The 23,814-nt window shown below is 66.5% G+C and carries 25 protein-coding genes and 2 pseudogenes; 18 read left to right on the forward strand and 9 right to left on the reverse strand.

Annotation, left to right across the window (positions count from 1 at the left end; genetic code table 11):
- Positions 1-277 precede the first annotated feature (277 nt).
- From ilvD to ASE50_RS17225, 6 genes are all read right to left on the reverse strand, one after another.
- Positions 278-1,999, reverse strand: coding sequence for a dihydroxy-acid dehydratase (gene ilvD, locus ASE50_RS17200; RefSeq protein ID WP_056403524.1), 1,722 nt, complete (start codon positions 1,997-1,999; stop codon positions 278-280).
- A gap of 9 nt (positions 2,000-2,008) precedes the next feature.
- Positions 2,009-2,728: an N-formylglutamate amidohydrolase gene (locus ASE50_RS17205; RefSeq protein ID WP_056403527.1), complete on the reverse strand. Its 720-nt coding sequence runs from the start codon at positions 2,726-2,728 to the stop codon at positions 2,009-2,011.
- Positions 2,725-3,459, reverse strand: coding sequence for an enoyl-CoA hydratase/isomerase family protein (locus ASE50_RS17210; RefSeq protein ID WP_056403528.1), 735 nt, complete (start codon positions 3,457-3,459; stop codon positions 2,725-2,727). Before ASE50_RS17210 ends, ASE50_RS17205 begins: the two co-directional genes overlap by 4 nt.
- A 148-nt stretch (positions 3,460-3,607) precedes the next feature.
- Positions 3,608-4,435: a 4-(cytidine 5'-diphospho)-2-C-methyl-D-erythritol kinase gene (locus tag ASE50_RS17215; protein ID WP_056403531.1), complete on the reverse strand. Its 828-nt coding sequence runs from the start codon at positions 4,433-4,435 to the stop codon at positions 3,608-3,610.
- Between the two features lie 4 nt (positions 4,436-4,439).
- The gene (locus tag ASE50_RS17220) at positions 4,440-5,993 is read right to left on the reverse strand and encodes a tetratricopeptide repeat protein (protein WP_235512419.1); all 1,554 of its coding nucleotides are present in this window, start codon (positions 5,991-5,993) and stop codon (positions 4,440-4,442) included.
- A 13-nt stretch (positions 5,994-6,006) separates the two neighbouring features.
- Positions 6,007-7,668, reverse strand: coding sequence for an electron transfer flavoprotein-ubiquinone oxidoreductase (locus ASE50_RS17225; RefSeq protein ID WP_056403534.1), 1,662 nt, complete (start codon positions 7,666-7,668; stop codon positions 6,007-6,009).
- A 118-nt stretch (positions 7,669-7,786) separates the two neighbouring features.
- Here ASE50_RS17225 and ASE50_RS17230 point away from each other — a divergent pair, with 118 nt between their 5' ends.
- Genes ASE50_RS17230 through moaB form a run of 3 tightly spaced genes read left to right on the forward strand, consistent with a single transcriptional unit; the run spans position 7,787 to position 10,789 of the window.
- A complete protein-coding gene (locus tag ASE50_RS17230; RefSeq protein ID WP_056403536.1) occupies positions 7,787-8,503 on the forward strand; it encodes a uracil-DNA glycosylase family protein in 717 nt (238 codons plus the stop codon).
- Positions 8,504-8,532: 29 nt separating this feature from the next.
- Positions 8,533-10,272, forward strand: coding sequence for a lytic transglycosylase domain-containing protein (locus ASE50_RS17235; protein ID WP_056403900.1), 1,740 nt, complete (start codon positions 8,533-8,535; stop codon positions 10,270-10,272).
- Positions 10,262-10,789 carry a molybdenum cofactor biosynthesis protein B gene (gene moaB / locus ASE50_RS17240; protein WP_056403539.1) on the forward strand — a complete coding sequence of 176 codons (528 nt, stop codon included), beginning with the start codon at positions 10,262-10,264 and terminating at the stop codon, positions 10,787-10,789. Before ASE50_RS17235 ends, moaB begins: the two co-directional genes overlap by 11 nt.
- 2 nt (positions 10,790-10,791) lie before the next feature.
- Here the strand turns inward: moaB and ASE50_RS17245 are convergent, their stop codons facing one another.
- Positions 10,792-11,121, reverse strand: a complete 330-nt coding sequence (locus tag ASE50_RS17245; protein WP_056403541.1) for a VOC family protein — start codon at positions 11,119-11,121, stop codon at positions 10,792-10,794.
- Between the two features lie 56 nt (positions 11,122-11,177).
- Between ASE50_RS17245 and ASE50_RS17250 the strand changes: the two are divergent.
- From ASE50_RS17250 to ASE50_RS17270, 6 genes and pseudogenes are all read left to right on the forward strand, one after another.
- Positions 11,178-11,414: pseudogene (locus ASE50_RS17250) on the forward strand (radical SAM protein); the annotation flags it as partial.
- A gap of 180 nt (positions 11,415-11,594) precedes the next feature.
- Complete coding sequence (locus ASE50_RS18905; protein ID WP_156347433.1) at positions 11,595-12,365, forward strand: hypothetical protein; 771 nt, start codon at positions 11,595-11,597, stop codon at positions 12,363-12,365.
- A gap of 39 nt (positions 12,366-12,404) precedes the next feature.
- Positions 12,405-13,247 (forward strand): annotated as a pseudogene (locus tag ASE50_RS17255) (PA0069 family radical SAM protein); the annotation flags it as partial.
- A 63-nt stretch (positions 13,248-13,310) separates the two neighbouring features.
- Positions 13,311-14,729 carry a M48 family metalloprotease gene (locus ASE50_RS17260; RefSeq protein ID WP_200909531.1) on the forward strand — a complete coding sequence of 473 codons (1,419 nt, stop codon included), beginning with the start codon at positions 13,311-13,313 and terminating at the stop codon, positions 14,727-14,729.
- Positions 14,730-14,768: 39 nt separating this feature from the next.
- The gene (locus tag ASE50_RS17265) at positions 14,769-15,935 is read left to right on the forward strand and encodes an NAD(P)/FAD-dependent oxidoreductase (protein ID WP_056403548.1); all 1,167 of its coding nucleotides are present in this window, start codon (positions 14,769-14,771) and stop codon (positions 15,933-15,935) included.
- Positions 15,932-16,420 (forward strand): DNA-deoxyinosine glycosylase, encoded by a 489-nt coding sequence (locus ASE50_RS17270; protein WP_235512420.1) that lies wholly within the window; start codon positions 15,932-15,934, stop codon positions 16,418-16,420. Before ASE50_RS17265 ends, ASE50_RS17270 begins: the two co-directional genes overlap by 4 nt.
- Positions 16,421-16,473: 53 nt before the next feature.
- On the opposite strand, the gene ASE50_RS17275 is transcribed toward ASE50_RS17270, so the two are convergent.
- Positions 16,474-16,932, reverse strand: a complete 459-nt coding sequence (locus tag ASE50_RS17275; RefSeq protein WP_156347434.1) for a hypothetical protein — start codon at positions 16,930-16,932, stop codon at positions 16,474-16,476.
- A 186-nt stretch (positions 16,933-17,118) separates the two neighbouring features.
- On the opposite strand from ASE50_RS17275, the gene ASE50_RS17280 reads away from it, so the two are divergent.
- From ASE50_RS17280 to coaD, 4 genes are read left to right on the forward strand one after another with little or no spacing between them, the layout of a single operon-like run.
- Positions 17,119-17,361: an exodeoxyribonuclease VII small subunit gene (locus ASE50_RS17280; protein ID WP_055999565.1), complete on the forward strand. Its 243-nt coding sequence runs from the start codon at positions 17,119-17,121 to the stop codon at positions 17,359-17,361.
- Positions 17,361-18,266: a polyprenyl synthetase family protein gene (locus tag ASE50_RS17285; protein WP_056403558.1), complete on the forward strand. Its 906-nt coding sequence runs from the start codon at positions 17,361-17,363 to the stop codon at positions 18,264-18,266. Before ASE50_RS17280 ends, ASE50_RS17285 begins: the two co-directional genes overlap by 1 nt.
- The gene (locus ASE50_RS18910; protein WP_156347435.1) at positions 18,263-18,622 is read left to right on the forward strand and encodes a hypothetical protein; all 360 of its coding nucleotides are present in this window, start codon (positions 18,263-18,265) and stop codon (positions 18,620-18,622) included. Before ASE50_RS17285 ends, ASE50_RS18910 begins: the two co-directional genes overlap by 4 nt.
- Positions 18,619-19,122: a pantetheine-phosphate adenylyltransferase gene (gene coaD, locus ASE50_RS17290; protein ID WP_056403561.1), complete on the forward strand. Its 504-nt coding sequence runs from the start codon at positions 18,619-18,621 to the stop codon at positions 19,120-19,122. The genes ASE50_RS18910 and coaD overlap by 4 nt, the downstream gene beginning before the upstream one ends.
- 132 nt (positions 19,123-19,254) lie before the next feature.
- On the opposite strand, the gene ASE50_RS17295 is transcribed toward coaD, so the two are convergent.
- Positions 19,255-19,809, reverse strand: coding sequence for a DedA family protein (locus ASE50_RS17295; protein WP_056403564.1), 555 nt, complete (start codon positions 19,807-19,809; stop codon positions 19,255-19,257).
- Positions 19,810-19,909: 100 nt separating this feature from the next.
- Between ASE50_RS17295 and ASE50_RS17300 the strand changes: the two genes are divergently transcribed.
- The 5 genes from ASE50_RS17300 (at position 19,910) to ASE50_RS17320 (ending at position 23,744) form a co-directional block, all read left to right on the forward strand.
- A complete protein-coding gene (locus ASE50_RS17300; protein WP_056403908.1) occupies positions 19,910-20,950 on the forward strand; it encodes a COX15/CtaA family protein in 1,041 nt (346 codons plus the stop codon).
- A gap of 119 nt (positions 20,951-21,069) precedes the next feature.
- Positions 21,070-21,549: a 50S ribosomal protein L13 gene (gene rplM / locus ASE50_RS17305; RefSeq protein ID WP_082439099.1), complete on the forward strand. Its 480-nt coding sequence runs from the start codon at positions 21,070-21,072 to the stop codon at positions 21,547-21,549.
- Entirely contained in the window at positions 21,549-22,112 is a 564-nt protein-coding gene (gene rpsI, locus ASE50_RS17310; RefSeq protein WP_082439100.1) for a 30S ribosomal protein S9, read from the forward strand. The genes rplM and rpsI overlap by 1 nt, the downstream gene beginning before the upstream one ends.
- Before the next feature lie 280 nt (positions 22,113-22,392).
- Positions 22,393-23,142, forward strand: coding sequence for a class I SAM-dependent methyltransferase (locus ASE50_RS17315; RefSeq protein ID WP_056403566.1), 750 nt, complete (start codon positions 22,393-22,395; stop codon positions 23,140-23,142).
- A 251-nt stretch (positions 23,143-23,393) separates the two neighbouring features.
- The gene (locus tag ASE50_RS17320; protein ID WP_156347436.1) at positions 23,394-23,744 is read left to right on the forward strand and encodes a transposase-like zinc-binding domain-containing protein; all 351 of its coding nucleotides are present in this window, start codon (positions 23,394-23,396) and stop codon (positions 23,742-23,744) included.
- Positions 23,745-23,814: the final 70 nt, after the last annotated feature.

Raw genomic sequence — 23,814 nt, forward strand, 5'->3', positions numbered from 1 at the left:
CCGCGACATGCTGGCCCGCTTCAACCGCCGAACCAAACGCGCCTCCAAGACCCAACAGATGCTCGAGATCACCCTCGACATCTTCCTCGCCAGAAAACGTCTACAGAGTCCGACGTGAACACTCCCGCCTGCGCGGGGGTACGCAATGTCGCGGATCATGACGGCCAAGGGTATCCCCCTGCCCGCACCTAAATGGGAGTACGGGACAAGGCGGGGGATAAGTACTTTCGCAGTTACCCTACCTTCGCCGCGTCACGACATCGACAAGGCGATCCCGTCAGATGTCGGCGTATACGTGGCGCTCGGCCTTGGCACCCGGATGGGTCACCGCGCCCTGATAGGCCGGGCCGACCGTCGTCGAATAGCGCCACAGTGCCCCTGCCTGATAGTCGTTGACGCGTGGTTGCCATTTCGCGCGGCGGTCGGCGAGCACGTCGGGGGCGACGTCGAGGTCGATGGTACCGGCTTCGGCATCGATGGTGATGATATCGCCTTCCTCGACCAGCGCGATCGGACCACCCTCTGCCGCTTCGGGACCGACATGGCCGATGCAGAAGCCGCGCGTCGCCCCCGAAAAGCGGCCATCGGTGATCAGCGCGACGCTTTCGCCCATGCCGAGGCCGTAGAGCGCGGCGGTGGTCGACAGCATCTCGCGCATGCCGGGACCGCCCTTCGGCCCTTCATAGCGGATCACGACGACCGATCCTTCCTTGATGCTGCGCGCCTCGACGGCGGCGAAGGCGTCCTCCTCGCAATCGAAAACCTGTGCGGGTCCCGTGAATTGCAGCCGCTTCATGCCGGCGACCTTCACGATCGCGCCATTGGGGGCGAGCGTTCCGCGCAGGCCGACGACGCCGCCGGTCGGCGACAACGGCGTCTTCACGTCGTAGATCACCTTCTGATCGGGGTTCCACGTTACTTCGTCGATATTCTCGCCCAGTGTCTTGCCGGTGACGGTCATGCAGTTGCCGTCGAGCAGGTCGTTGGTCAGCATCGTCTTCATGAGCATGTAGACGCCACCGGCCTCATACATATCCTTGGCGACATATTTACCGCCGGGCTTGAGGTCGGCGACGTAAGGCGTTGATTTAAAAGCTTCCGCCACATCGAACAGGTCGAAGTCGATGCCGGCTTCGGACGCCATCGCCGGCAGGTGCAACGCGGCGTTGGTCGAGCCGCCGGTCGCGGCGACGACGCGTGCGGCGTTGATGAAGGCAGCGCGGGTGGCGATGTCACGCGGGCGTAGGTTCAGGCGGACCAGTTCCATGACCTGCTTGCCCGCGGCAATCGCGATCTCTTCCCGGCTGCGATAAGGGGCGGGCACCATGTTGGAGTTGGGCAGCGACAGGCCGATCGCTTCGCCGACGCATGCCATGGTGTTGGCGGTGAACTGACCCCCGCAAGCGCCGTGGCCGGGACAAGCTACCTTTTCGAGCGCGGTCAGATCGTGCAGCGGACAGGTGCCGGCGGCATAACGGCCGACCGCTTCGAACACGTCGACGACGGTGACGTCACGGTCCTCGAACCGGCCGGGCAGGATCGATCCGCCATAGACGAAGATCGACGGCACGTTCAGCCGGAGCATCGCCATCATCATGCCGGGCAGCGATTTGTCGCAGCCGGCAAAGCCGACCAGCGCGTCGTAGCAATGGCCGCGGACCGACAATTCGACCGAATCGGCGATGACTTCGCGGCTGACCAGCGAGGATTTCATCCCCTGATGACCCATGGCGATGCCGTCGGTGACGGTGATGGTGTTGAAGCGGCGCGGCATCCCGCCGCCGGCTATGACACCTTCGCGGGCGGCATCGGCCTGGAAATCGAGCGTCGTGTTGCACGGCGCGCTGTCGTTGCCGGCGGAGGCCAGCGCGACGAAGGGCTTGGCGATGTCCTCTTCGGCAATGCCCATCGCGTAATAATAGCTGCGATGCGGCGCGCGTTCGGGGCCGACGGAAACATGGCGGCTCGGCAGCCGCGACTTGTCGAATTGCTGGGTCATGGCGACAGCCTATTGCGCAGCCGGAGCGTTCAGCGCAAGTCCGTTGCGCACGACGGCGATCATCTCGGTCAGGATGGCGCACCATCGGGCGACGCCGGCGGCATCGGCGATCAGGTCGTTGCGGATCTCGACCGATAGCGACGCAATACCCTCTCCATTGGCATGACGGTCGAGCGTCGCGTTGAGCAGACGGCCGGAATAGGGCTGCTGATCGCCGGTCGGAATGCCCTGCGCGCGGAGGAAATCGATCGCGATGCGGGCGGCGCGGTCGTCGCGGCCATAGAGGATGCCGGCTTCCCACGGGCGTGGGCCGTCGCCGGTTTCGAGCTGGCGGGTGAAGCTGTGGATCGCGACGATCAGGCGCGGGCGGTCGCGGCGAACCTGCGCGCGGATGGCGCGGTGATAGGGGGCGTGGAAGCGGGCGATGCGATCGGCACGGTCGGCATCAATATTGGCCGGGATGGCATGGCCGTCGGAAACGATGGGGATCAGGCCGGGATGGTCGGTCTGGCGGTGAAGGTCGATGACCAGCCGTGAGACGGTGCCGAGGATCGCGGGCGCATCGAGACTGGCCGAGAGTGCGTGGGTCAGCGGTCCTGCCCCGATATCGACGCCGATATGCAACGACAGCAATTCGGGCGCGATGGCGATATCGGGCGGGACGAATGCCGAGGCGTGATCGCAGAGCAGCAGCAGCGACGTGTCGCGGCCGGGGAGATGATCGGTCATGGAAACTCCGGCGGGCGGCGGGACTGGAAGGCGGCGAGCCCTTCGCGCAGTTCGGGGCCGGCAAAGGCGGCGTCGAACCGGGCCTCGCCACCGGGTTCGGCGTCGAGCGAACGCTTGAGGCCGCGCACGGCTTGCGGGGCGTTTGCGGCAATTCGGGTGGCCAACTGCATGGCGAGCGGGAGTGCCGCGGGGGCGCGGTGGTGGATCAGGCCGATCGCCAGTGCTTCATCGGCGGCGATGGCGTCGCCGGTGAAGAGCAGCCGGGCGGCATGCCCCCGCCCGACAGCGGCGGTCAGGCGGGCGACGTCGGCGGGCGGATAGTGGATGCCGAGCCGCGCGGGCGGAACCGCGAAGCGCGCGTCGTCGCCGGCAACGACGATGTCGCAAGCGAGGATCAGCGCGACCGCTGCGCCGAAACAGCCGCCATCGACTGCGGCGATGACCGGCATCGGCAGCGCGGCGACACCCTCGATCGCGGCGGACAGTGCTTTGCGGAAGGCGGTGGCGCGGTCGGGCTGGCATTGCAGTTCGGCGAACTCGGCGATGTCGGCACCGGCCGAGAAGATGCCCGGTTCACGCGAGGCGATCAGGACGGCGCGGGCGTCGCCGGCGGCAAGATCGGCAACCGCGGCGGCGAGATCGTGCCAGTGCGCGATCGACAGCGCGTTCCTTGCGCTCCCCCGTGCCAGCCAGATCGTGGCGACCTGCTCGCCCTGCGTAACCCCGATCATCGGGGAAAAGTGGGCGGCGTCCGGAGAGACCGCCCACGGACGATCCGCTCGTAGCGTTTGATCCGCGCCCCTTGCCATACAATCTTCGTGCCAGGTCGATCGCCGGGAGGGAATGGCTCACCCTGCCCCGTTTCGATACGAACCGCCGTCACGCGAGGTTCGTTTCGAGGCACCACCAGCCGGGCTGTGCGGTCCGGATGGTGGCGGCGGCGTCGGTGCGGGCGGCGGCGGAGTCGAATAGCGCGAAGCAGGTTGCGCCCGATCCGGACATGCGCGCGAGGCTGACGCCCGGCGCGGCATTCAGCAGGGCGAGCACGGTGTCGATCGCGGGTGCCAGTGCGCGGGCGGGCGGTTCGAGATCGTTGCGACCGGCCAACGCGATCGTCAGCGCATCGCCCTCCGCGATCGGACCGCGATCGATGCGGTCCCATCCGGCAAAGACCTGCGCGGTCGACACGGCGACGCCGGGATTGACCAGCAACACCGGCAGCGTTGGCGCATCGATCGGGGTCAGTCGCTCGCCGCGTCCGCGCCCGATCATCGTGCGCCCGACCAGACAGGCGGGAACATCCGAACCGAGTCGGTCGGCGATCGCCATCAGCGCCGGATCGTCGAGCGCCGCGCCGTACAGCCGCGCCATCCCGCGCAGCGTCGCGGCGGCATCCGCCGATCCACCGCCGATGCCCGATGCGACCGGCAGATGCTTGTCGAGCAGGATCGCGAACCGGTCGCCGGAGCCGAAGGTCGTCCGAAACGCGTCGCGCGCGCGGGTGACAAGATTGTCGCCCTCCCCGCTCAAACCGGCGGCGAACGGGCCGGTGATGGTGAAGCCGTCGTGCGCGGCGGGGGTTAGCGTCACCGTGTCGCCATCGGCGACGAACGCGAACAGCGTTTCGAGGTCGTGATAGCCATCGGCGCGCCGGGCGCGGACATGGAGCGCGAGGTTGAGCTTGGCGGGAGCGGGTTCGACGATCATCGGATCAGCGTTGCGACGAAGCGGGTCCGTTCGCAAGCTTGCTCGCCAATCGGGCCGCATCCGCGCCCTCCGCCTCGACCGACGCCGCCCGCCATGCGTAGCGCGCCTCGACCCGGCGACCGGCGTTCCAATAGACGTCGCCGAGATGTTCGTTGATCTCGACATCGTCGGGCGCTTCGCGCGCGGCCCCTTCGATCAGCGGCAGCGCGGCGGTCAGGTTGCCGGCCCGGAACCTTGCCCAGCCGAGCGAATCGGCGATCGCCGGGTCCTTGGGCGCAAGCGCATGGGCCTGTTCGAGCATGCGCGTCGCTTCGACGACATTCTCGCCGCGATCGACCTGCGCATAGCCGAGATAGTTGAGCGCGGCGGGTTCCTGCGGGGCCAGTTCGACCGCGCGGCGCAGCATCGGCAGCGCCCCCGCCCAGTCGCCGGCACGGTCGAGCGCCGCGCCGCGTTGCAGATAGAGCGACCAGTCGTTCGCCGCGCCCGGCCGGGCCATGGCGCGGGCATAGACGGCGGCGGCTTCCCCCGCCCGACCGGTTTCGAGCAGCAGATCGGCATAGCGGCGCAGGCCGGCGGTGGTCGCGTCGAGGCGATCGGCCTGTCTGGCGGCCAGCGCCAATGCCGCATCGGGTTTGCCGGCGCGCTGCTGGATGACGATGGCGAGCGCGGCGGCGCTGGTCGCGAACGGATCGTCGGCGGGGATCGCCGCCAGCGTCGCCTGCGCTTCCGCCGTCGCTTCGCTGCGGGCGAGCGCGTCAGCCAGCGCGAGCCGGGCGCGGGAAAAATTCGGGTCAAGTTGGAGCGCCGAGCGGCTGAGCATGATCGCCAGCGGTTCGGTCCCCTCGGCCGACAGGTCGCCGGCCATGCGCGCGAACAGGCGGGAAATGCCGAAGCGGGCATCGCCTTTGCTGCCCCGACCAAGCACGGCCGCGCTGCGCGACAGGACGGGGTCGCCACCGGCAAGCAGTGCGCGCGCCGTCGTACCATCGCCTGCCCGCGCCAGCAGTTGCGCGGCGTTCAGGCGAAGATCGGCGTCGTTGCCGCCGGTGGTCAGCAGGGCACGGACTGCAGCTACGCCTTCCGCCGTCTGTCCGGTCGCGAGCAGGCGCAGCGCGCGGTTCTCGGCGGCATAGCGGCGGGGGATCGCGCCGCCGTCGCCGGCGATCGTCGGCGCGGGCTGATCGACCCATTCGGCCAGCAGCGGCGCGAGGAAGCCCAGCGGCGATCCCGCCAGTCGGGTCAGCGCCATCCGCTGTCCGGCCACGTCGCGCCGGACGACGGCATCGGCGAGGCCGAGGATGTCGAGATCGGGCGGCGCGACATCGGCGGCGCGCAGCACCGCCCCGGCGCGGCGGACCAGCGCCAGGTCACCGCTCGCCAGCGCCTCCCGCAGTGTCCGCACGGCGATGACCGGATCCGACGGCTGTGCCGCCAGCGCCTGTGCATAGCCCTGCGCCGCGATCGTCACCCGGCCATCGGCATCGGCAGCGCGAGCACGGGCATAGGCAGCGAGCGGGGTGTCGGCGGCGGCCGGCGACGCGACCAGCGCCGCCACCAGCAGGCCGATACTACATGTTCGGATAATTCGGTCCTCCGCCGCCTTCCGGCACCACCCAGTTGATGTTCTGCGTCGGGTCCTTGATGTCGCACGTCTTGCAGTGGACGCAGTTCTGCGCGTTGATGACGAATTTGGGATCGTCGCTCTCCGCCCCGACGATCTCATATACGCCCGCCGGGCAATAGCGTTGCGCGGGTTCATCATAGAGCGGCAGGTCATATTTGACCGGGACGTCGGGGTCTTTCAGCGTCAGATGGACCGGCTGATCCTCCTCATGATTGGTGTTCGACAGGAACACCGAGGACAGGCGATCGAAGCTCAGCACGCCATCGGGCTTGGGATAGGCGATCGGCTGCACCTGATCCTTGCGCCACAGGCTTTCGTGATCGGGATGGTGGCCCATGGTGAACGGCATCCGCAGCCCCCAATGCTCCGCCCACATCGTCGCGTTGGCGACGCCCGACCCGACGAAATCGCCGAATTTCTTCACCAGCGGCACGACGTTGCGGACGGTGCGCAGCTCCTGATACACCCAGCTCGCCTCATAGGCGGCGGTATAGGCGGTCAGTTCGTCGCCCTGCCGCCCGTCGCGCACCGCGGTAAAGGCAGCTTCGGCGGCCATCATGCCCGACTTCATCGCGGTATGGATGCCCTTGATCCGCGGCACGTTCAGGAAGCCCGCCGAACAGCCGACCAGCACGCCGCCGGGGAAGGTCAGCTTCGGCACCGACTGCCACCCGCCATCGTTGATCGCGCGCGCGCCATAGGACACGCGCTTGCCGCCCTTCAGGATGGCAGCGATCGCCGGATGGGTCTTCCACCGCTGCATTTCATGGAAGGGAGAGAGATAGGGGTTGGAGTAATTCAGCCACGTTACGAAGCCAAGCGCGACCTGCCCATTCGCCTGATGATACAGGAAGCCGCCGCCATTGCTCCCGCGCGTTTCGCTGAGCGGCCAGCCCTGCGTATGGATCACGCGGCCGGGGACATGGTTCTCGGCCGGAATGTCCCAGAGTTCCTTGATCCCCAGCCCATAGACCTGCGGCTGGCTGTCGCGCGCCAGATCGAAGGTGCGGATGATCTGTTTGGACAGATGCCCGCGCACCCCTTCGGCGAAAAACGTATATTTGGCATGGAGTTCGAGGCCGGGCTGCCAGTCGGGCTTGTGCGTGCCGTCACGCGCTACGCCCATGTCGCCGGTCGCGACGCCCTTCACCGAACCATCCGCATGATACAGGATTTCCGCCGCCGCGAAGCCGGGGAAGATCTCGACGCCCATCCCCTCGGCCTGTTCGGCCAGCCAGCGGCACATATTGCCGAGCGACCCGGTATAGGTGCCGGTATTCTGCATGAACGGCGGCAGGATGCGGTGCGACACCTCGCTGCTGTCGGTTTCGGACAACAGCCAGTGATGGTTTTCGGTCACCGGCACTTCGGCCATCGGGCAGCCCATCGTCCGCCATTCGGGCAGCAGTTCGTCCATCGCGCGCGGATCGAACACCGCGCCCGACAGGATATGGGCACCGACCTCCGATCCCTTTTCCAGCACGCACACGGCCAGTTCCTCGCCCGCGTCCGCCGCCATCTGCTTCAGCCGGATCGCCGCGGACAGGCCGGCAGGCCCCGCGCCGACGATCACGACGTCATAGGGCATCGATTCCCGTTCGCTCATCTTTCATCCTCATCGCGGGCGCTGCGCGCTGCCCGTATCGTCGCGTCGCTGCAACGCCCTGTCCTCCCCACGATTTGGGCAGATTGACGGGGAGGTCAAGGAGAGCGTTAAAGGCGACATGGGGGCGGACCAGCATATCCAGTGGCACGAAGCCGCAGCCAGCGCACTGGAATGGTGGCAGGATGCCGGTGTCGACACGCTGGTCGAGGACGAACTGCGCGACTGGTTCGCGGCCCCTGTCCCTACCCGAGCGCCCGCTGCCGTAGCGTCGATGCCGGCCGCCGACCTGCCGCCCGACACGCTCGATGCGTTTCTGGCATGGCGCATGGGCGATGCCGCGCCCGAGGCGGGATGGAATGGCGAACGCCTGACCGTCGCCCGGACAAAAAATCCGGCGCTGATGATTCTGACCGACCTGCCCGAAGCCGATGATTCGGCGGAAACGGGCTGGATGACCGGTCCGGTCGGCATGCTGCTCGACCGGATGCTCGCGGCGATCGGGCTGGACCGGGGTGCGGTGACGATCGCCGGGGTCGCACAGGCGCGGCCGCTGGCCGGACGGGTGCCGGACGAGGCGCAGGCGACGCTCGACGATCTGGCACGGCGGCTGGTGACGCTGGTCGCCCCGCGCAGGCTGTTGCTGTTCGGCGCGGAACCGTGCCGAGCCCTGCTGGGGCCGGACGGGCAACGCGGAGGTTTACGGACCCTTCACCATGATGGCATAGACTGCCCCGCCATCGCCACTTTCCATCCGCGCTTCCTGTTGGAGCGGCCCTTGGCCAAGGCGGAAAGCTGGCGGCATTTGCAGTTGCTTACCAGGGAAACGACCACGTGAAGCTGACCCCCATCGTGTTCGCGGCGCTGATGCTGCCCGCCCTACCCGCCTATGCCGGCGAAGCACCGACGCTGGCGAGCGTCGCGCGGACCCCGGTCGACGCGCGGGTGCCGCCGCAATTGTCGCCCGAAGATCGCGATGCCTATACGCAGGTGTTCGCGGCGATCCGCGCCGGGCGCTGGGCCGATGCGCAATTGCGGCTCGACGCGATGAAGCCGGGGCCGCTGCATGCCGTCGCCCGTGCCGAACTCTATACGGCCAAGGGGTCGCCGAAGGTCGAGCTGCCGCAATTGCTGGCGCTGCTGACCGAGGCCCCGGACCTGCCGCACGCCCCCGATCTTGCCCGCCTCGCCAAGCTGCGCGGGGCCGATGCCGTGCCCGAACTGCCGACGCAGCAGAAGCTGGTATGGTTCGATGCCGCGCCGGTGCGGCTGCGCGCCAAGGCGGCCCGCAGCGACGCGGCCGCCGCGCAACTGCTCGACGCGATGAAGCCGTTCGTGAAGGTCGATGACGGTGCCGCCGCCGAAGCGCTGATCGCCACGCGCGAATCGGACCTGACGCCCGAAGCGCTGACCGAGATGCGCGGGCGGGTCGCGTGGATCTATTTCGTGGCGGGCGACGATGCCAATGCCCGCCGGCTGGCGGCGGTGGCGCAGCGCGGCTCGGGCGACTGGGCGGCACAGGCCGACTGGACGCAGGGGCTGGCGGCGTGGCGGCAACAGGATTGCGCGGCGGCCCAGACCGCCTTTGCCAGCGTCGCGCAGCGCGCGGGCGATACCGAATTGCGCTCGGCCGGGCTGTACTGGGCGACACGCGCCGATATTGCGTGCGGGCGGCCCGACCTGGTGCAGGGGCGGTTGCAGACGGCGGCGCAATATGGCGAAACCTATTACGGGTTGCTGGCGCGACAGGCGCTGGGGCTGATCGACGGGGCCGATGCCGCGGCGCGCGCGCCGGCGACCGACGACTGGCGCGCGCTGGAGCGACGGTCGAACGTCAAGGTCGCCGCGGCGCTGACCGAGATCGGCGAAGGTGCGCTGGCCGACAAGTTGCTGCGATATCAGGCGCGGATCGGCGGCGCGGGCGACTATCCGGCGCTGACCCGGCTGTGCGGCAGCCTGAACCTGCCCGCGACGCAATTGTGGCTGTCGCACAACGGACCGCAGGGTGCCCGGCCGCTGGTCGAGGCGCGCTATCCCGCCCCCGACTGGACGCCCGAGGGCGGCTGGCGCGTCGACAAGGCGCTGGTGTTCGCGCACACCTTGCAGGAATCGCGGTTCGATGCCGGTGTCGTCAGCCCGGCGGGGGCGACGGGATTGATGCAAATCCGGCCCGGTGCGCTGACCGACTATGCCCGCGCGCACGGATTGCAGCTGGAAAAATCGGCGCTGTCGAAACCGCAGGTCAATATGGCGGTGGGGCAAAGCTATCTGGAGCAGTTGCGCGACCGGCCGTTCACCGGCGGGCTGCTGCCCAAGGTGATCGCCGCCTATAATGCCGGGCCGACCCCGGTCGAGGCATGGAACGTCCAGTTGCGCGACGGTGGCGATCCGCTGATGTATATCGAATCGATCCCTTATTGGGAGACGCGCGGGTACGTCATGACCGTGCTGCGCAACTACTGGATGTATGAGAAGCAGGCGGGCAAGCCGTCGGCCAGCCGCGCCGCGCTGGCGCAGGGGATGTGGCCGAAATTCCCCGGTCTGCCGGGTGCCACCGCGATCCGCGTGAGCAAGACCGGCCGGACGCGCGTCGCCGATGCCAATTGATGCAAGCCGGGCATTCGTGCCCGTGCGGATCGCGGTTCTGACCGTATCGGACACGCGGGGGCTGGCCGAGGATCGGTCGGGCGACACGCTGGTCGCGCGCGTCGAGGGGGCGGGCCATGTCCTTGCCGCCCGCGCGATCGTGCGCGACGATATCGACACGATCGTCGCGCAACTGAACCAGTGGATCGACAACGCGGCGATCGACTGCATCATCACCACCGGCGGCACCGGGGTCACCGGCCGCGACGTGACGCCCGAAGCGGTCGAGCGGATCGCGACCAAGCTGATCCCCGGCTTCGGCGAACTGTTCCGCTGGCAAAGCTATGCCAAGATCGGCACCTCGACGATCCAGTCGCGCGCCATCGCCTGTGTCGCGCGCGGCACCTATGTGTTCGCGCTGCCCGGATCGACCGGCGCGGTGAAGGATGGCTGGGACGGCATCCTCGCCGAACAGCTCGATAGCCGCCACCGGCCGTGCAATTTCGTCGAACTGATGCCGCGCCTGCTCGAACGATAGGGTTATTCGGGCACCATCGCCGCGAGCACATGCCCGTCGGGATCGCGGAAGTGGAACCGGCGACCGCCCGGAAACGCAAAGATCGGCTCGACGATCGTGCCCCCGGCGGCTTCGACCGCAGCCAGCGTCGCTTCGAGGTCGTCGACCTGAATAACGGGCAGCATGACCTTCAGCACCGTATCGGCATCGAGCCCGACATCGGTGTCGCCGGTCGTCGTCGCGGCATAATCCGGGCCGTAGCCGGTGAAGGTCCAGCCCATCACCTTCGCGTAGAAATCCGCCGCCGGTCCGGTCGCGGCGACCGGCAGCTCCAGATAGTTCAATCGCGCCATATCGCTTCCTCGCTCTTGTTCTTGCTACGTTCTAATCAACGACGTAGGATCGCGCAATGCGCAACCGTCCTGCCCGTGGAGCGACCGAGAATGCGGTAAGCAACCGCTTCGCGCTGCCGTCTCGCGATGCGGACGGCGACTGGCTCGATTGGCGGGAGACGGTGGACGGCGCGGAACCGGTCCTGCGGACGACGGTGACGATCGAACAGCCACGCACGATCATCGCCCGGAACACGTCGCCGGACATGCCGTTCGATCGGAGTATCAACCCGTATCGCGGCTGCGAGCATGGCCCCCGTTGATTATGGTTAACGAGCAGCGTTGCCCGTCCGGTCAAAGGGAATTGGGTTAAGAGTTCATTACAACCTATTCGGCAATTTGCCTCTCTCCACGACAATGGGCTCTCTATGACCGGGCAAACTCACCTCCTCTTCCTTGACGATTCGAAACAAAATGACGCTCCACGGGATGGCATGGACGACCTTGTCGCGATCGGAGGCGTCGCTGTTGCTGCTAATAAAGCATCGGACCTGAACAAGCGGATTAATGAGGAATGCCTGAAGCAGTTTGGCCTGCCGGAGAATGAGCCTTTCAAGTGGAATCCTCCGAAGAACGGATGGATCAAACGCAACCTTGAACCAGATCAGCGTGCTGCGCTCGTTCGTTCAGTTTTAGCGATCGCGAAGGATTTTGACGTTTTCGCATTAGTCTCAATGTGCGGCAAAAAAACGTCCCCTTTGGGTGGCGCTGAGACTCACGAAATGTCTGCGCTACTGCTCACGTTGGAACGCTTTCAAAAACAACTTCGAACAGACGACACTGGATTGGTCATTATAGATAGGCCCGGCGGCAATTTTGTCAGTGAGGAGAAATATCTTACGGTATGCGCAGACATGGTCGCATCGGGCAGCGACTATGCCGCTTTTAACCGATTAGCTTGTCCGATCCTTAGTATGCCGTTTGCCTTATCGCGCACACTTCAGATAGCTGACTTGGTAGTATCGATTACTGCGGCACACTTCGCCGGCCGCCCCGGCGCTGCGGAGTTTTTCCCGCATGTTCTTCCATTATTTTCTTTGGACAAGGACCGCCGAGGAGGGGTTAGCGTCAAAATACATCCGGACTACAAGTTCCGAAATCTCTATCACTGGCTTCTAAAGGACGAGCACTTCGTGTGGGGACACAGCGGAGCACCGCTACCCTTTTCGGATATGCCCTACGCAAAATCGGCAGAGGCTTACTAAGGCTTTGTAAAACAAGAAAACACAACCGTATATGCGTAGGAACATGGCTGCATCTATTGCTTCGCGCGACCGACCCACGCCTATCACAACCTGTCGCCGGGGCTGGATTTCGAGACGAAGCTGTTCGCCAAACCCGATGCGGCGGCGTTGCTGAGTCGCGAACTCGCCCGGCCCGGCTACGTCGCGCGGCCGATCGCGATGGGGACGAATACCGATCCCTATCAGCCGATCGAGCGCGAATGGCGGATCACGCGCGACTGTATCGCGGTGCTGGCGGAGACGAATCATCCGCTGACGATCACGACCAAATCCGACCGTGTGGTGCGCGACATCGACCTGCTGGCCCCAATGGCGGCCAGGGGGCTGGTCAGCGTCACGCTGTCGGTGACGTCGCTCGATCCGGTGATCGCGCGGACGCTGGAGCCGCGTGCGCCGCATCCGGCCAAGCGGCTGGACGCGGTCGCGAAGCTGAGCGCGGCGGGGATCCGGACCTATGTCTCGATCTCGCCGGTCATTCCCGCGATCACCGATCACGAGGTCGAACATTTGATCGCGCGGGCGGCCGAAGCGGGCGCGAAAGGCGCATATTTCCTGCCGGTACGCCTGCCGCACGAGGTCGCACCGCTGTTCCGTGCATGGCTGGACACCCACTTTCCCGATCGCGCGGGAAAGGTGATGGCGATCGTCCGGTCGCTGCGCGGCGGGCGCGACAATGATCCGGCATTCCATTCGCGGATGCGCGGGCAAGGCGTGTGGGGGCAGTTGCTGGCGACGCGCTCCGCCATCGCCTGTCGCCGCAATGGATTGACCGGCGGCCATGCACCGCTGCGCTGCGACCTGTTCCGCCCGCCAGCGGGTGCGCCGGGCGAGTTGTTCAGCTGAGCGACGGAACCGTTGTCGTATCGCAACGTATTTTCGGGCAAGACTGAACGGGGAATAGGCACGATGACGACACGGATCTGGACCGCGGCCATGCTGTGCGCCGCGACGATCACGACGCCGGTGGCGGCGCAGACGCGATCGATCTCGCAGAACGACCGGGCGCAGGGCGCGCAGGCCAATCCGCAGTTGCTGGCGCAATATGGCGGCCGCTATTCGGGGCCGCAGTCCGCCTATGTCGAGCGCGTCGGCAAGCGGGTGGCGGTGCAGTCGGGCCTGTCGAACGCCAGCGGCGACTTCACGGTGACGCTGCTCAATTCGCCGGTCGAGAACGCCTTCGCGATCCCCGGCGGCTATGTCTACATCACGCGGCAGTTGCTGGCGCTGATGAACAGCGAAGCGGAACTGGCGGCGGTGATGGGACATGAGGTCGGCCATGTCGCCGCCCGCCATAGCAATTCGCGCAGCACGCGGTCGACGCTCGGCACGCTGGGCGCGACGCTACTGGGGGCGGTGACGGGCAGCGATCTGGTCGGGCGGATCGCCGGGGTCGGGTCGCAGCTCTACACCCTGTCGTACAGCCGCAATCAGGAATATCAGGCCGATCAGTTCGGCGTCCGCTATGCGACGGCGGCGGGCTATGCGCCGTCGGGCATGGCCGACGCACTGGTCCAGCTGAACGAAGCGCAGGCGCTGGCGGCGCAGACCAGCGGACGGGGCGGCAATGCCGTACCGACGTGGATGAGCACCCACCCCAATGGCGCCGATCGCGTCCGGCGCGCACAGGCACTGGCGCAGCAGGCGGGCCGCGCAACGACGCAGCCGGCGCAGGACGTGACCTATCTGCGGATGCTGGACGGGCTGCGCTATGACGATGATCCCGCGCAGGGCGTGATCGACGGCACGACCTTCAAACACCCCGCGCTGCGCGTCCGCTTCACCGCGCCTGCCGGCTATGCGTTGCAGAACGGCACCGATGCGGTGACCATCGCCGGGCAAGGCGGACAGGCCGAGTTCCGAATGGGGCCAGCGGGCGATCCGGCGAGCATCGTGCGCCAGCGGCTGACGGCGCTGGGCGCGCAGAATGTCGGCGAGCCGGAGCGGACGCGGATCAACGGCACCGAAGCGGCGATCGGCACGGTGCGCGCGAACGCGAACAATCAGGCGGTCGACGTCACCGTCGTCGCCTATCGCTATCCATCGGCGACCTATTATTTCCAGATCGTCACGCCCGCCGGACGCGGCATCGGCCCGTTCGAATCGCTGCTCGACAGCTTCGGCACACTAAGCCAGGCCGAGGCGAATGCGATCGTCGGCAAGCGCATCCGCATCGTCACGGTGAAAGCGAACGACACGGTCGACTCGCTCAGCCGGCAAATGGCCTATCCCGATTTCCAGCGCGACCGCTTCCTGACGCTGAACGGCTTGGAAGACGGCGCGCGGCTGGTGCCGGGACAATTGATGAAGGTCGTGGTGCGGGGCTGACCCCTTCACCTCACCTGCCGCCCGTGCGAAGGGCCGGGGATGACCAGTCACGACGTCATCATCCTCGGCGCGGGCGGCGCGGGCCTGTTCTGTGCCGGCATCGCCGCACAACGCGGGCGGCGGGTGCTGGTCGTCGACCATGCGCCGGAGCCGGGACGCAAGATCGTCATTTCGGGTGGCGGGCGTTGTAACTTCACCAATGTCGGGACCAGTTGGGACCGTTATATCTCGGCCAACCCGCAATTCGCGCGGTCGGCGCTGGGCCGCTATACTGCGCAGGACTTCATCGCGCTGGTCGACCGGTACGGCATCGCGTGGCACGACAAGACGCTCGGGCAACTCTTTTGCGACGGATCGGCCCGGCAGATCGTGGCGATGCTGCTGGACGAGGCGGCGGGGGCGGATATCCGGTTGGGCCAGCCGATCCGCGACGTGACCCATGCCGATGGCGTCTTCACCGTGCGCCATGGCGATCACGACGCGACGGCCCCGGCGCTGGTCATCGCGACCGGCGGGCCTTCGATCCCCAAGCTCGGCGCGACCGGCTTTGCCTATGATCTTGCCAAGCGTTTCGGCCTGAAGCTGGTCGAGCCGCGGCCGGCGCTGGTGCCGTTGACGCTGCCGCCCGGGGACGCGCTGTTCCGCGAATTGTCGGGGGTCGCGACCGAGGTCGTCGCGGGCGCGGGCAAGGCGACGTTTCGCGAGGCGGCGCTGTTCACCCATCGTGGGCTGTCGGGACCGGCGATCCTGCAGGCATCGTCCTATTGGCGGCATCGCGAGGCGGTCACGATCGATTTCGTGCCCGACCAGCCGCCGGGCTGGCTGCTCGCCACCAAGCGGGCGCGCCCGCGTGCCGGGCTGCGTTCGGCATTGGGCGCGGCCCTGCCCGACCGGCTCGCCGAGGCACTGGCGGCGAAGTTTGCGGTGACGGGCGAACTCGGCAATGCGCGCGATGCCGTGCTGGGCGATATCGAACGGCGGCTGTCGGGCTGGCAATTCCATCCCGACGGCACCGAAGGCTTCGCCAAGGCCGAGGTGACCGTCGGCGGGGTCGCGACCGATGGCCTGAACCAGAAGACGATGGCGGCAAAGCACCTGCCCGGCCTGTATGTGATCGGCGAGGCGGTCGACGTGACCGGCTGGCTCGGCGGCTATAATTTCCAATGGGCATGGTCGAGCGGGTGGGCGGTGGGACAGGCGGTGTGACGCGCAAGGCGTCGTTCCCGCCGGTCGTCGATACGGGGACGCGCGTGCTGATCCTCGGCAGTCTGCCGGGCGACGCGTCGCTTGCAGCGGGACGCTATTACGCGCATCCGCAGAACCAGTTCTGGCGATTGCTGTCGCCGGTGGTCGGGGTCGACCTCCCTGCGCTTGCGTATGAGGCCCGGCTTTCAGCGCTCCGGACGGCGGGGATTGGGCTATGGGACGTGGTGGCGAGCGCGACCCGGCCGGGCAGCAGCGACGCCGCGATCCGCGATGCGACCGCGAACGACGTGGCGGCGCTGATCGCGACCCTGCCCGCGTTGCGGCTGGTGGCGTTCAATGGCGGGACGGCGTGGAAGGCCGGACGCGGCATTGTTGCCGGCGTCGAGACGCTGGCGTTGCCGTCGAGCAGCCCGCTGCATACCGTCGGCGTAGCGGCGAAGCAGCCGGCTTGGGATGCGATTGGGACGCACCTCCGATACCCCTGATAGATCGCGTCCCGTGAACCAAGAAGGGTCGTTCTGTTTAGGAAGTTTTTCGACTACAAACCCTTGAGCACCGCCAAGCCGCGAATGAGATCGTCAGCAAAGTCTTTGCGACCATAGGTGTTGCCCTGCGGTTCAAAACCAAACCCTTCGAAACAGACGATCAACGCCGAAATTACATAGCTCGTGACGCGCATTTCATTCGGCGTGGTAATATGAATGCTCATGACCGCATCCCTCGCATCGATGCGTTCGGACACTGCCATGCTCTTCAGGCGGTCGTTCACGTCCTTAACCTCCTCGGACATGACAGAAGCCGGGGCAAGCTCCCCTTCGAGATAGACATCTTTGCCGTCGATCACCGCAAGTACTCCGTCACCCACCACGCCGAAGCCGTCGAGGACCGGGAAGCGTTTTATTACGACGGGAAACCCTCGGTCCGTCATGCACTTCTGTACGGCAGCGGCGGTCGGCCAGTTGGTAGCAGGTACTGCAACGTAGAAATCGACGCTCACAAAACACCTTCCCGACAACCTGCGGTTCCGCTGCTACTACCGCTGAGACGTCGCAATTGGGAAGCCCACAAGGTTGAGCGCAATTTCGCGATCGCCGCCATCCTTGAGACCATTCAAACCCATAATCCAACGGGATCGGCACGCCCCGGTTGCAATCGCCCCGCCCCCTGCCCCATAGCGTCGCTTATGTCCGACGAACGTGATGTTTCCGCCCTGTCCTTCGAAGATGCGCTCCGCGAACTCGAAGGGATCGTAAGCCGGTTGGAGACAGGTCAGGAAGACCTCCAGACCGCAATCGACCTCTATGCGCGGGGCGACCTGTTGCGCGCGCAATGTGCCGCGCGGCTCGATGCGGCGCAGGCGCGGATCGAGGCGATCCGGGTCGATGCCGAAGGGCGCGCCTCGACCCAACCGTTCGACGCACAATAATGGCGACGATCGCGCCGCCGGTGTCGCTGAACGCCGCCCTTCGCGAAGTCTCGGCAGAGATGGATCGCCAGTTCGACGCATTGTTGCCGGTCCCCGGCGACCCGCGCGCGAACCTGTACCGCGCGATGCGCCATGCCGCGATCGGCGGCGGCAAACGGCTGCGACCACTCCTGGTGTTCGCGACCGCACGTCTGTTCAATGTCGAGCGGAACCGAGCCGCGCGCGCCGCGCTCGCGATCGAGTGTATTCATGTCTACAGCCTGGTCCACGACGATCTGCCGGCGATGGACGACGACGACATGCGTCGCGGTAAGCCGACGGTGCACAAGGCGTATGACGAAGCAACCGCGATCCTTGCCGGCGATTGCCTGCACGCGCTGGCGTTCGAGATTCTGGCGCATGAGGCGACGCATCCCGACAGCCATGTCCGCATCGAACTGATCGCCGACCTTGCCCATGCGTCCGGCCCGTCGGGCATGGCGGGCGGCCAGGCGATGGACCTCGAGGCCGAGGAAACGAGCTTCGACCTGAACACCGTCACCCGGTTGCAGGCGATGAAGACCGGCGCGCTGATCGCCTGTTCGGTCGAAGCGGGCGCGATCCTCGGCCGGCTGCCCGCCGATCAGCGCACGTCGCTGCGCGGGTTCGCGCGCGACATCGGCCTCGCCTTCCAGATCGCCGACGACATTCTCGATGTCGAGGGCGACGAGGCGGCGGTCGGCAAGGCGCTGCGCAAGGACGGCGAGGCGGGCAAGGAAACGTTCCTGTCGCTGCTCGGCCTCGATCGCGCGCGCGAACAGGCACGGATGTTGGTGGAGCAGTCGATCGAGCATCTGCGCGACTTCGGCCACGAAGCCGATCTGCTGCGTACCATCGCCCGCTATGTGCTGGAGCGCGATCGGTGAGAGCCGTCATTTCGTCCGGTATCGCCATTGCGGCGATGCTGGGCGGGTGCGAGCAAGTGGATTGGAACGAAGAACTGCGTTCGCAGGCTGCAATGCCAAGCTGTGCGGGCGCGGTGGTCGCACATGTCGCGCAGGAATCGAATTGGCAGGATTACAGCAACACGCTTGCAGTGACCGCGCCGTCAGAATGTATCTCGCGTTGGCGAGGTGCACTGTTGCGTTCAGCGGATTACGTCTGCAATGGCAAACCGTTTAGTTGCAGTCGTTACGACGAGACCGGCCGGTACAGCGAAGAATACGGTACGATCACTTTCATCGCGGCGGACCGCGCAACCGTGGAACTGACAAAGATATGACCCGCATCGGCGTTTATCCCGGCACCTTCGATCCGATCACGCGCGGGCATATGGATATCATCCGGCGGGGCGCGAAGCTGGTCGACCGGCTGGTCATCGGCGTTACGACCAATCCGTCGAAATCGCCGATGTTCTCGCTCGACGAACGGCTGGCGATGGTCGAGCGCGAGGTTGCCGGCGTTGGCGGCGACATTCGCGTCGTGGCGTTCGATGCGCTGCTGATGACCTTTGCCGAGCGGCAGGGGGCGAGCGTGATCGTGCGGGGCTTACGCGCCGTCGCCGATTTCGAATATGAATATCAGATGGCGGGCATGAACCAGCAGCTGAACGACCGGATCGAAACGGTCTTCCTGATGGCCGACGTCTCGCTGCAACCGATCGCGTCGCGGCTGGTCAAGGAGATCGCGATGTATGGCGGATCGATCGTAAGGTTCGTGTCCCCGGCAGTTTGCGAAGAGGTGATCGCGCGGGTCGAGAAACTGGGGCGCAAGGGGGACTAGGTCCTCCCCATTCATGGGGAGGGGGACTATGCGCAGCATGGTGGAGGGGGGGCATGCCCGAACGGAGCGCCAGCGGCGAGGCCCCTCCACCAGCCTATGGCTGGTCCCCCTCCCCGCGGGGCGGGGAGGAGCTTAGATGCGCCGTTTCCACCACCATGTCAGACCGCCTAATATCACCAGCGCGATGCCGCCGCCCGCCAACACCTGCCATGAGGGCAGCCAGCGGCCGATCAGTTCGCTGAGCCCATGGCCGAACCAATAGCCAATCGACACGAAGATCGTCGCCCATAGCAGCGCCGCCGATCCGTTGAGGATCGCGAAGCGGGCCAGCGGCAGGCGGGTGGTGCCGATCGCGACGGGGCTGACGGTGCGCAATCCGTAGAGGAAGCGGAAGGCGAAAACGAATAGAGTCGGATGCCGCTCGAACGTGGTCAGCGCCCGGGCGAAGGCCGGCTTGCCGCGCCATCGCACCACGCGCGGATGATCGCGAAACCGGCGGCCGGCGGCGAAGAAGAGCTGGTCGGCGATGAACGACCCGATCGCCGCCGCGAGGATCGCGCCGACATAGGGCAGGCTGCCGCGCTCGACCATGATCCCGCCGAGGACGACGACCGTCTCCCCCTCCATGCCCGCGCCGAGCAGCAGCGCGGCAAGGCCGTAGCGCGCGACCAGCGCTTCGATCGTCATGGGCGGGCTTTCGGCATCGCCGCACCGTAGCGGCAAGCCGGGGCGGGTAAAGCGAAACACGCCCCTTTCGAACGACCCACGCGAACGCTAAATGCCGACGATGCTTGCTCCTCCCCTCCCCTCGCGCGCCCGGCCGGGTGCAGTCGCCCGCTGGCTGTGGTGGGTGGCCGCACTGATCGTCGCGATGGTCGTGGTCGGTGGCATTACCCGGCTGACCGAATCCGGGCTGTCGATTACCGAATGGAAGCCGTTGTCGGGCACCCTGCCGCCGCTGAACGCCGCGCAATGGGAAGCGGAGTTCGCCAATTACCGGCGCATTCCCGAATATCAGCTGCTCAATCAGGGCATGACGCTGGCGCAGTTCAAGGGCATTTTCTTCTGGGAATATGTCCACCGGCTGCTCGGTCGCGTGATCGGGCTGGCATTTGCGCTGCCGCTGGCATGGTTCTGGGTCCGGCGGGCGATCCCGGCGGGGTATAAGGGCCGGTTGGTAGCGCTGCTGGCGCTGGGCGGTTTGCAGGGTGCGATCGGCTGGTGGATGGTCGCGTCGGGGCTGTCGGTGCGGACCGACGTGTCGCATATCCGGCTGTCGGTACATCTGCTCAACGCGCTGTTGATCCTTGCCGGAACGGTGTGGACCGCGCTCGACCTGCGCGAACTGGCGGCCGATCGCCATGCGCAGCCGGCGCGGATGACGACGATCGGGGCGGTTGCCGGGCTGGTGCTGTTCGTCCAGCTGCTGTTCGGGGCATGGGTTGCCGGGCTGAACGCCGGGCTGGTCACTGACCAGTGGCCGCTGATGAACGGGCGGTTCTTTCCGGCGGACGAATGGGCGGCGCGCGCGCCGCTCGATGCGATCGTCAACGATCCCTATGTCGTTCACTTCATCCACCGCTGGTGGGCGTGGGTGACGGTCGCGGTGCTGATCGTGCTGGCGCGGGCCGCCAAGCGGGCCGGGCACCCGAAGGTGGCGAAGGTTGTACATATCGCGTTCGGCGTCCAGATCCTGCTGGGCATCTCGACCGTGATGACCGGGGTCCGGATCGAGGTGGCGGCGCTGCACCAGTTGGTCGGTGCGATGCTGGTCGTCGCCACCACCTGGGCAGCGCACGCGACCGGCCGGCGGATACCGGGTATTTAGGTACCCGTCAGCAAAGCCGCTGTTTGCTTGACTTCCGAGGCCCCTTTCGGCATTCGGCCAGCGTTCGCACCGCTCCGGTTCGGAACGGACGCGTTAATCTTCCGAAAGGTCCAACGCCCATGAAGGCGCTCATGAAGACCACCAAGTCGGCCAAGCCGCACGAGGTGGAGAAGAAATGGCATATCGTCGATGCCGACGGCCTGGTGGTCGGTCGCGCTGCGTCGATCATCGCCAACGTGCTGCGCGGCAAGCACAAGACGTCGTTCACCCCGCACGTCGATTGCGGTGACAACGTTGTCGTCATCAATGCCGACAAGATCCGCTTCACCTCGAACAAGGCGAAGACGAAGACCTATTACAAGCACACCGGCTATGCCGGCGGCATCAAGGCGGTCACCGCCGAGAAGGTCCTCGAAGGTCGTTTCCCCGAGCGCGTCCTCGAAAAGGCCGTCGAGCGGATGATCCCGCGCGGACCGCTGGGCCGCGAGCAGATGCGCAACCTGCGTATCTTCAAGGGTACCGAGCATCCGCACGGTGCGCAGAACCCCGAGGTTCTCGACATCGCGGGCATGAACCGTAAGAACAAGGTGGGCGCATAATGTCCGACAACCGCCAGTCCCTTTCCGACCTTGCCAACCTGACCGGCCAGCAGGCTCCGGCTCCGACCGCCGCACCGCAGGCTTCGGCCCCGCAGGTCGATGGCGCGGAAGCACCCGTCGCTCCGGTCGAGCCGCCCCGTCCGACGATGCCGCTGCGCGCGCAGGAAATCGACGCCTATGGCCGCGCCTATGCGACCGGCCGTCGTAAGGATGCCGTTGCCCGCGTCTGGATCAAGCCGGGTTCGGGCAAGATCACGATCAACGGTCGCGATCAGGAAGTGTATTTTGCCCGTCCGACGCTGCGCCTCGTCATCAACCAGCCGTTCGGCGTCGCCGACCGCAATGGTCAGTATGACGTGATCTGCACCGTCAAGGGCGGTGGCCTGTCGGGTCAGGCCGGCGCGGTCAAGCATGGCATCAGCCAGGCACTGACCCGGTACGAGCCGATCCTGCGCGCGCCCGTCAAGGCCGCCGGGTTCCTGACCCGCGACAGCCGCGCGGTCGAGCGTAAGAAGTACGGCAAGGCGAAGGCCCGCCGCAGCTTCCAGTTCTCGAAGCGTTAAACGTCGTCTGGAAGCGCGCCCGGCCGGGTGCGCTTCGCGATGCCGGCCCGTTTTCCCGTCCTGTCACCCATGGCGTATCGTGTTAGGGTGGTCGACAGGAAAGGTGGGCCGGAGTTGCGTTCGGACGACATCGCACGCGCGCGGGACCGAAAGGTTCCGGTTTGCGGCCAGTTGCGATCCCGATGGGGCGGTCCGGTATCGGGCCGCCCTTTTCGTTTGGGCCATAACCGTATAGCGAGTGGCCGTCCGCACGCTGGCGGAGCCGAAAACAAGAGACGCCATGACCTCGCGTGCCAAGACTTCGTTGCTGCCGCTCGCCGATTCGGACCTGTGGCCCGAGGAACTGCGCCGCAGCCTGTCCGACAAGCTGTTCACCATCGCGTTCGGCGCGATCCAGTGGCCGTGGCTGTTGCGCAGCCTGTCGGGCGGCAAGCGTGCCGACAAGGCGCGGTTGATGGCCGAACTGGGCCTTGCCCCCGATGCGCTGCCCAATCTGGGCAGTTGGAAGGCCGATACCGGGTATCTGTCGCTGATCGTCGAGCAGATCGCCGACAGCCGGCCGCGCACCGTCGTCGAGCTTGGCACCGGCGCGTCGAGTCTGGTGACCGGCGCGGCGCTGGCCAAACATGGCGGGGGGCAGCTGATCAGCTTCGACCAGCATGCCGGCTTCGTCGACGCGACGCGCGAATGGCTGGCCGAACACGGCATCGCCGCCGATCTGCGCGCAGCACCGCTGGTCGAATCGCCGGGGGACTGGCCGGGCGTCTGGTACGATATCGATACGCTGCCCGATCAGGTCGACCTGCTGCTGATCGACGGGCCGCCATGGACGATCCATCCCTATGTCCGCGGCGCGGCCGAGACGCTGTTCGATCGCTTGCCGGTCGGCGGCGTGGTGATGCTTGACGACGGCGCACGGCCGGGCGAGCGCGTGGTCGCGCAGCGGTGGCGGCGGCGGTGGCCGAACTTCCGGTTCGAACTGGTCAATCGCGGGACCAAGGGTACGTTGATCGGGCGGCGGTTGTCGTAGGGCTGGTTTCGAGGCGGCGGCCGGGCGGAGGTAGATCGCGGCTCGCCGTTGGCTCCGCCTTTGCCGGACCTTCGCGAACGTCCTGCGCTCCACTGCCCACGTGGCGTACCTCCGCGCAGGCGGGGGTCCCGAGCCACGCGAAACTACGGCTTGTCCCTGGTACCCTGGACCCCCGCCTACGCGGGGACTGTTTACACAAGGCGCGTTTTGGATTCTTCTGTGTTCCTTTGATGTGGGATGGGGAGGACAGGATGCGTTGTCCAGCTTGCGAGGGGACCGACCTGATCAAGCGGGGCCGCAAGTCGGGCCATCAGCGCTATGTGTGCCGGGCCTGCGGTCGATACTGCACCGACAGCCAGCCYAGGTTCAGTGCCGAGACGAAAGCCCTGGCGATCGAGATGTACATGAATGGCATGGGCATCCGGGCGATCGGCCGGGTGCTGGGTGCATCGCCGGCGGGGGTCCTCAAGTGGATCCGCAAGGAGCATGCGGCTCTGCAGCAGAAATTGGCGCAAGCCGCTCCTGTCGACACCGGGGAGGCTGACGTCATCGAGATGGACGAGATCTACACCTACGTCCAAAAAAACGGCAGCGAGCGGTGATCTGGACGGCGTACAGCCGCCGGCATCGACGCGTCGTCGCATACCATGTGGGCGATCGCGGCGTCACGAG

Origin of the sequence: Sphingomonas sp. Leaf5 (assembly GCF_001421155.1) — a bacterium.
Lineage (GTDB): Bacteria > Pseudomonadota > Alphaproteobacteria > Sphingomonadales > Sphingomonadaceae > Sphingomonas.

Excerpts from the sequence above, each read along its gene's own strand:
- ilvD (WP_056403524.1), bottom strand. The coding sequence starts at position 1,999 with ATGACCCAGCAATTCGACAAGTCGCGGCTGCCGAGCCGCCATGTTTCC.
- ASE50_RS17205 (WP_056403527.1), bottom strand. The coding sequence starts at position 2,728 with ATGACCGATCATCTCCCCGGCCGCGACACGTCGCTGCTGCTGCTCTGC.
- ASE50_RS17210 (WP_056403528.1), bottom strand. The coding sequence starts at position 3,459 with ATGATCGGGGTTACGCAGGGCGAGCAGGTCGCCACGATCTGGCTGGCA.
- ASE50_RS17215 (WP_056403531.1), bottom strand. The coding sequence starts at position 4,435 with ATGATCGTCGAACCCGCTCCCGCCAAGCTCAACCTCGCGCTCCATGTC.
- ASE50_RS17225 (WP_056403534.1), bottom strand. The coding sequence starts at position 7,668 with ATGAGCGAACGGGAATCGATGCCCTATGACGTCGTGATCGTCGGCGCG.
- ASE50_RS17230 (WP_056403536.1), top strand. The coding sequence starts at position 7,787 with ATGGGGGCGGACCAGCATATCCAGTGGCACGAAGCCGCAGCCAGCGCA.
- ASE50_RS17235 (WP_056403900.1), top strand. The coding sequence starts at position 8,533 with ATGCTGCCCGCCCTACCCGCCTATGCCGGCGAAGCACCGACGCTGGCG.
- moaB (WP_056403539.1), top strand. The coding sequence starts at position 10,262 with ATGCCAATTGATGCAAGCCGGGCATTCGTGCCCGTGCGGATCGCGGTT.
- ASE50_RS17245 (WP_056403541.1), bottom strand. The coding sequence starts at position 11,121 with ATGGCGCGATTGAACTATCTGGAGCTGCCGGTCGCCGCGACCGGACCG.
- ASE50_RS18905 (WP_156347433.1), top strand. The coding sequence starts at position 11,595 with ATGGACGACCTTGTCGCGATCGGAGGCGTCGCTGTTGCTGCTAATAAA.
- ASE50_RS17260 (WP_200909531.1), top strand. The coding sequence starts at position 13,311 with ATGACGACACGGATCTGGACCGCGGCCATGCTGTGCGCCGCGACGATC.
- ASE50_RS17265 (WP_056403548.1), top strand. The coding sequence starts at position 14,769 with ATGACCAGTCACGACGTCATCATCCTCGGCGCGGGCGGCGCGGGCCTG.
- ASE50_RS17280 (WP_055999565.1), top strand. The coding sequence starts at position 17,119 with ATGTCCGACGAACGTGATGTTTCCGCCCTGTCCTTCGAAGATGCGCTC.
- ASE50_RS17285 (WP_056403558.1), top strand. The coding sequence starts at position 17,361 with ATGGCGACGATCGCGCCGCCGGTGTCGCTGAACGCCGCCCTTCGCGAA.
- coaD (WP_056403561.1), top strand. The coding sequence starts at position 18,619 with ATGACCCGCATCGGCGTTTATCCCGGCACCTTCGATCCGATCACGCGC.
- ASE50_RS17295 (WP_056403564.1), bottom strand. The coding sequence starts at position 19,809 with ATGACGATCGAAGCGCTGGTCGCGCGCTACGGCCTTGCCGCGCTGCTG.
- ASE50_RS17300 (WP_056403908.1), top strand. The coding sequence starts at position 19,910 with ATGCTTGCTCCTCCCCTCCCCTCGCGCGCCCGGCCGGGTGCAGTCGCC.
- rplM (WP_082439099.1), top strand. The coding sequence starts at position 21,070 with ATGAAGGCGCTCATGAAGACCACCAAGTCGGCCAAGCCGCACGAGGTG.
- rpsI (WP_082439100.1), top strand. The coding sequence starts at position 21,549 with ATGTCCGACAACCGCCAGTCCCTTTCCGACCTTGCCAACCTGACCGGC.
- ASE50_RS17315 (WP_056403566.1), top strand. The coding sequence starts at position 22,393 with ATGACCTCGCGTGCCAAGACTTCGTTGCTGCCGCTCGCCGATTCGGAC.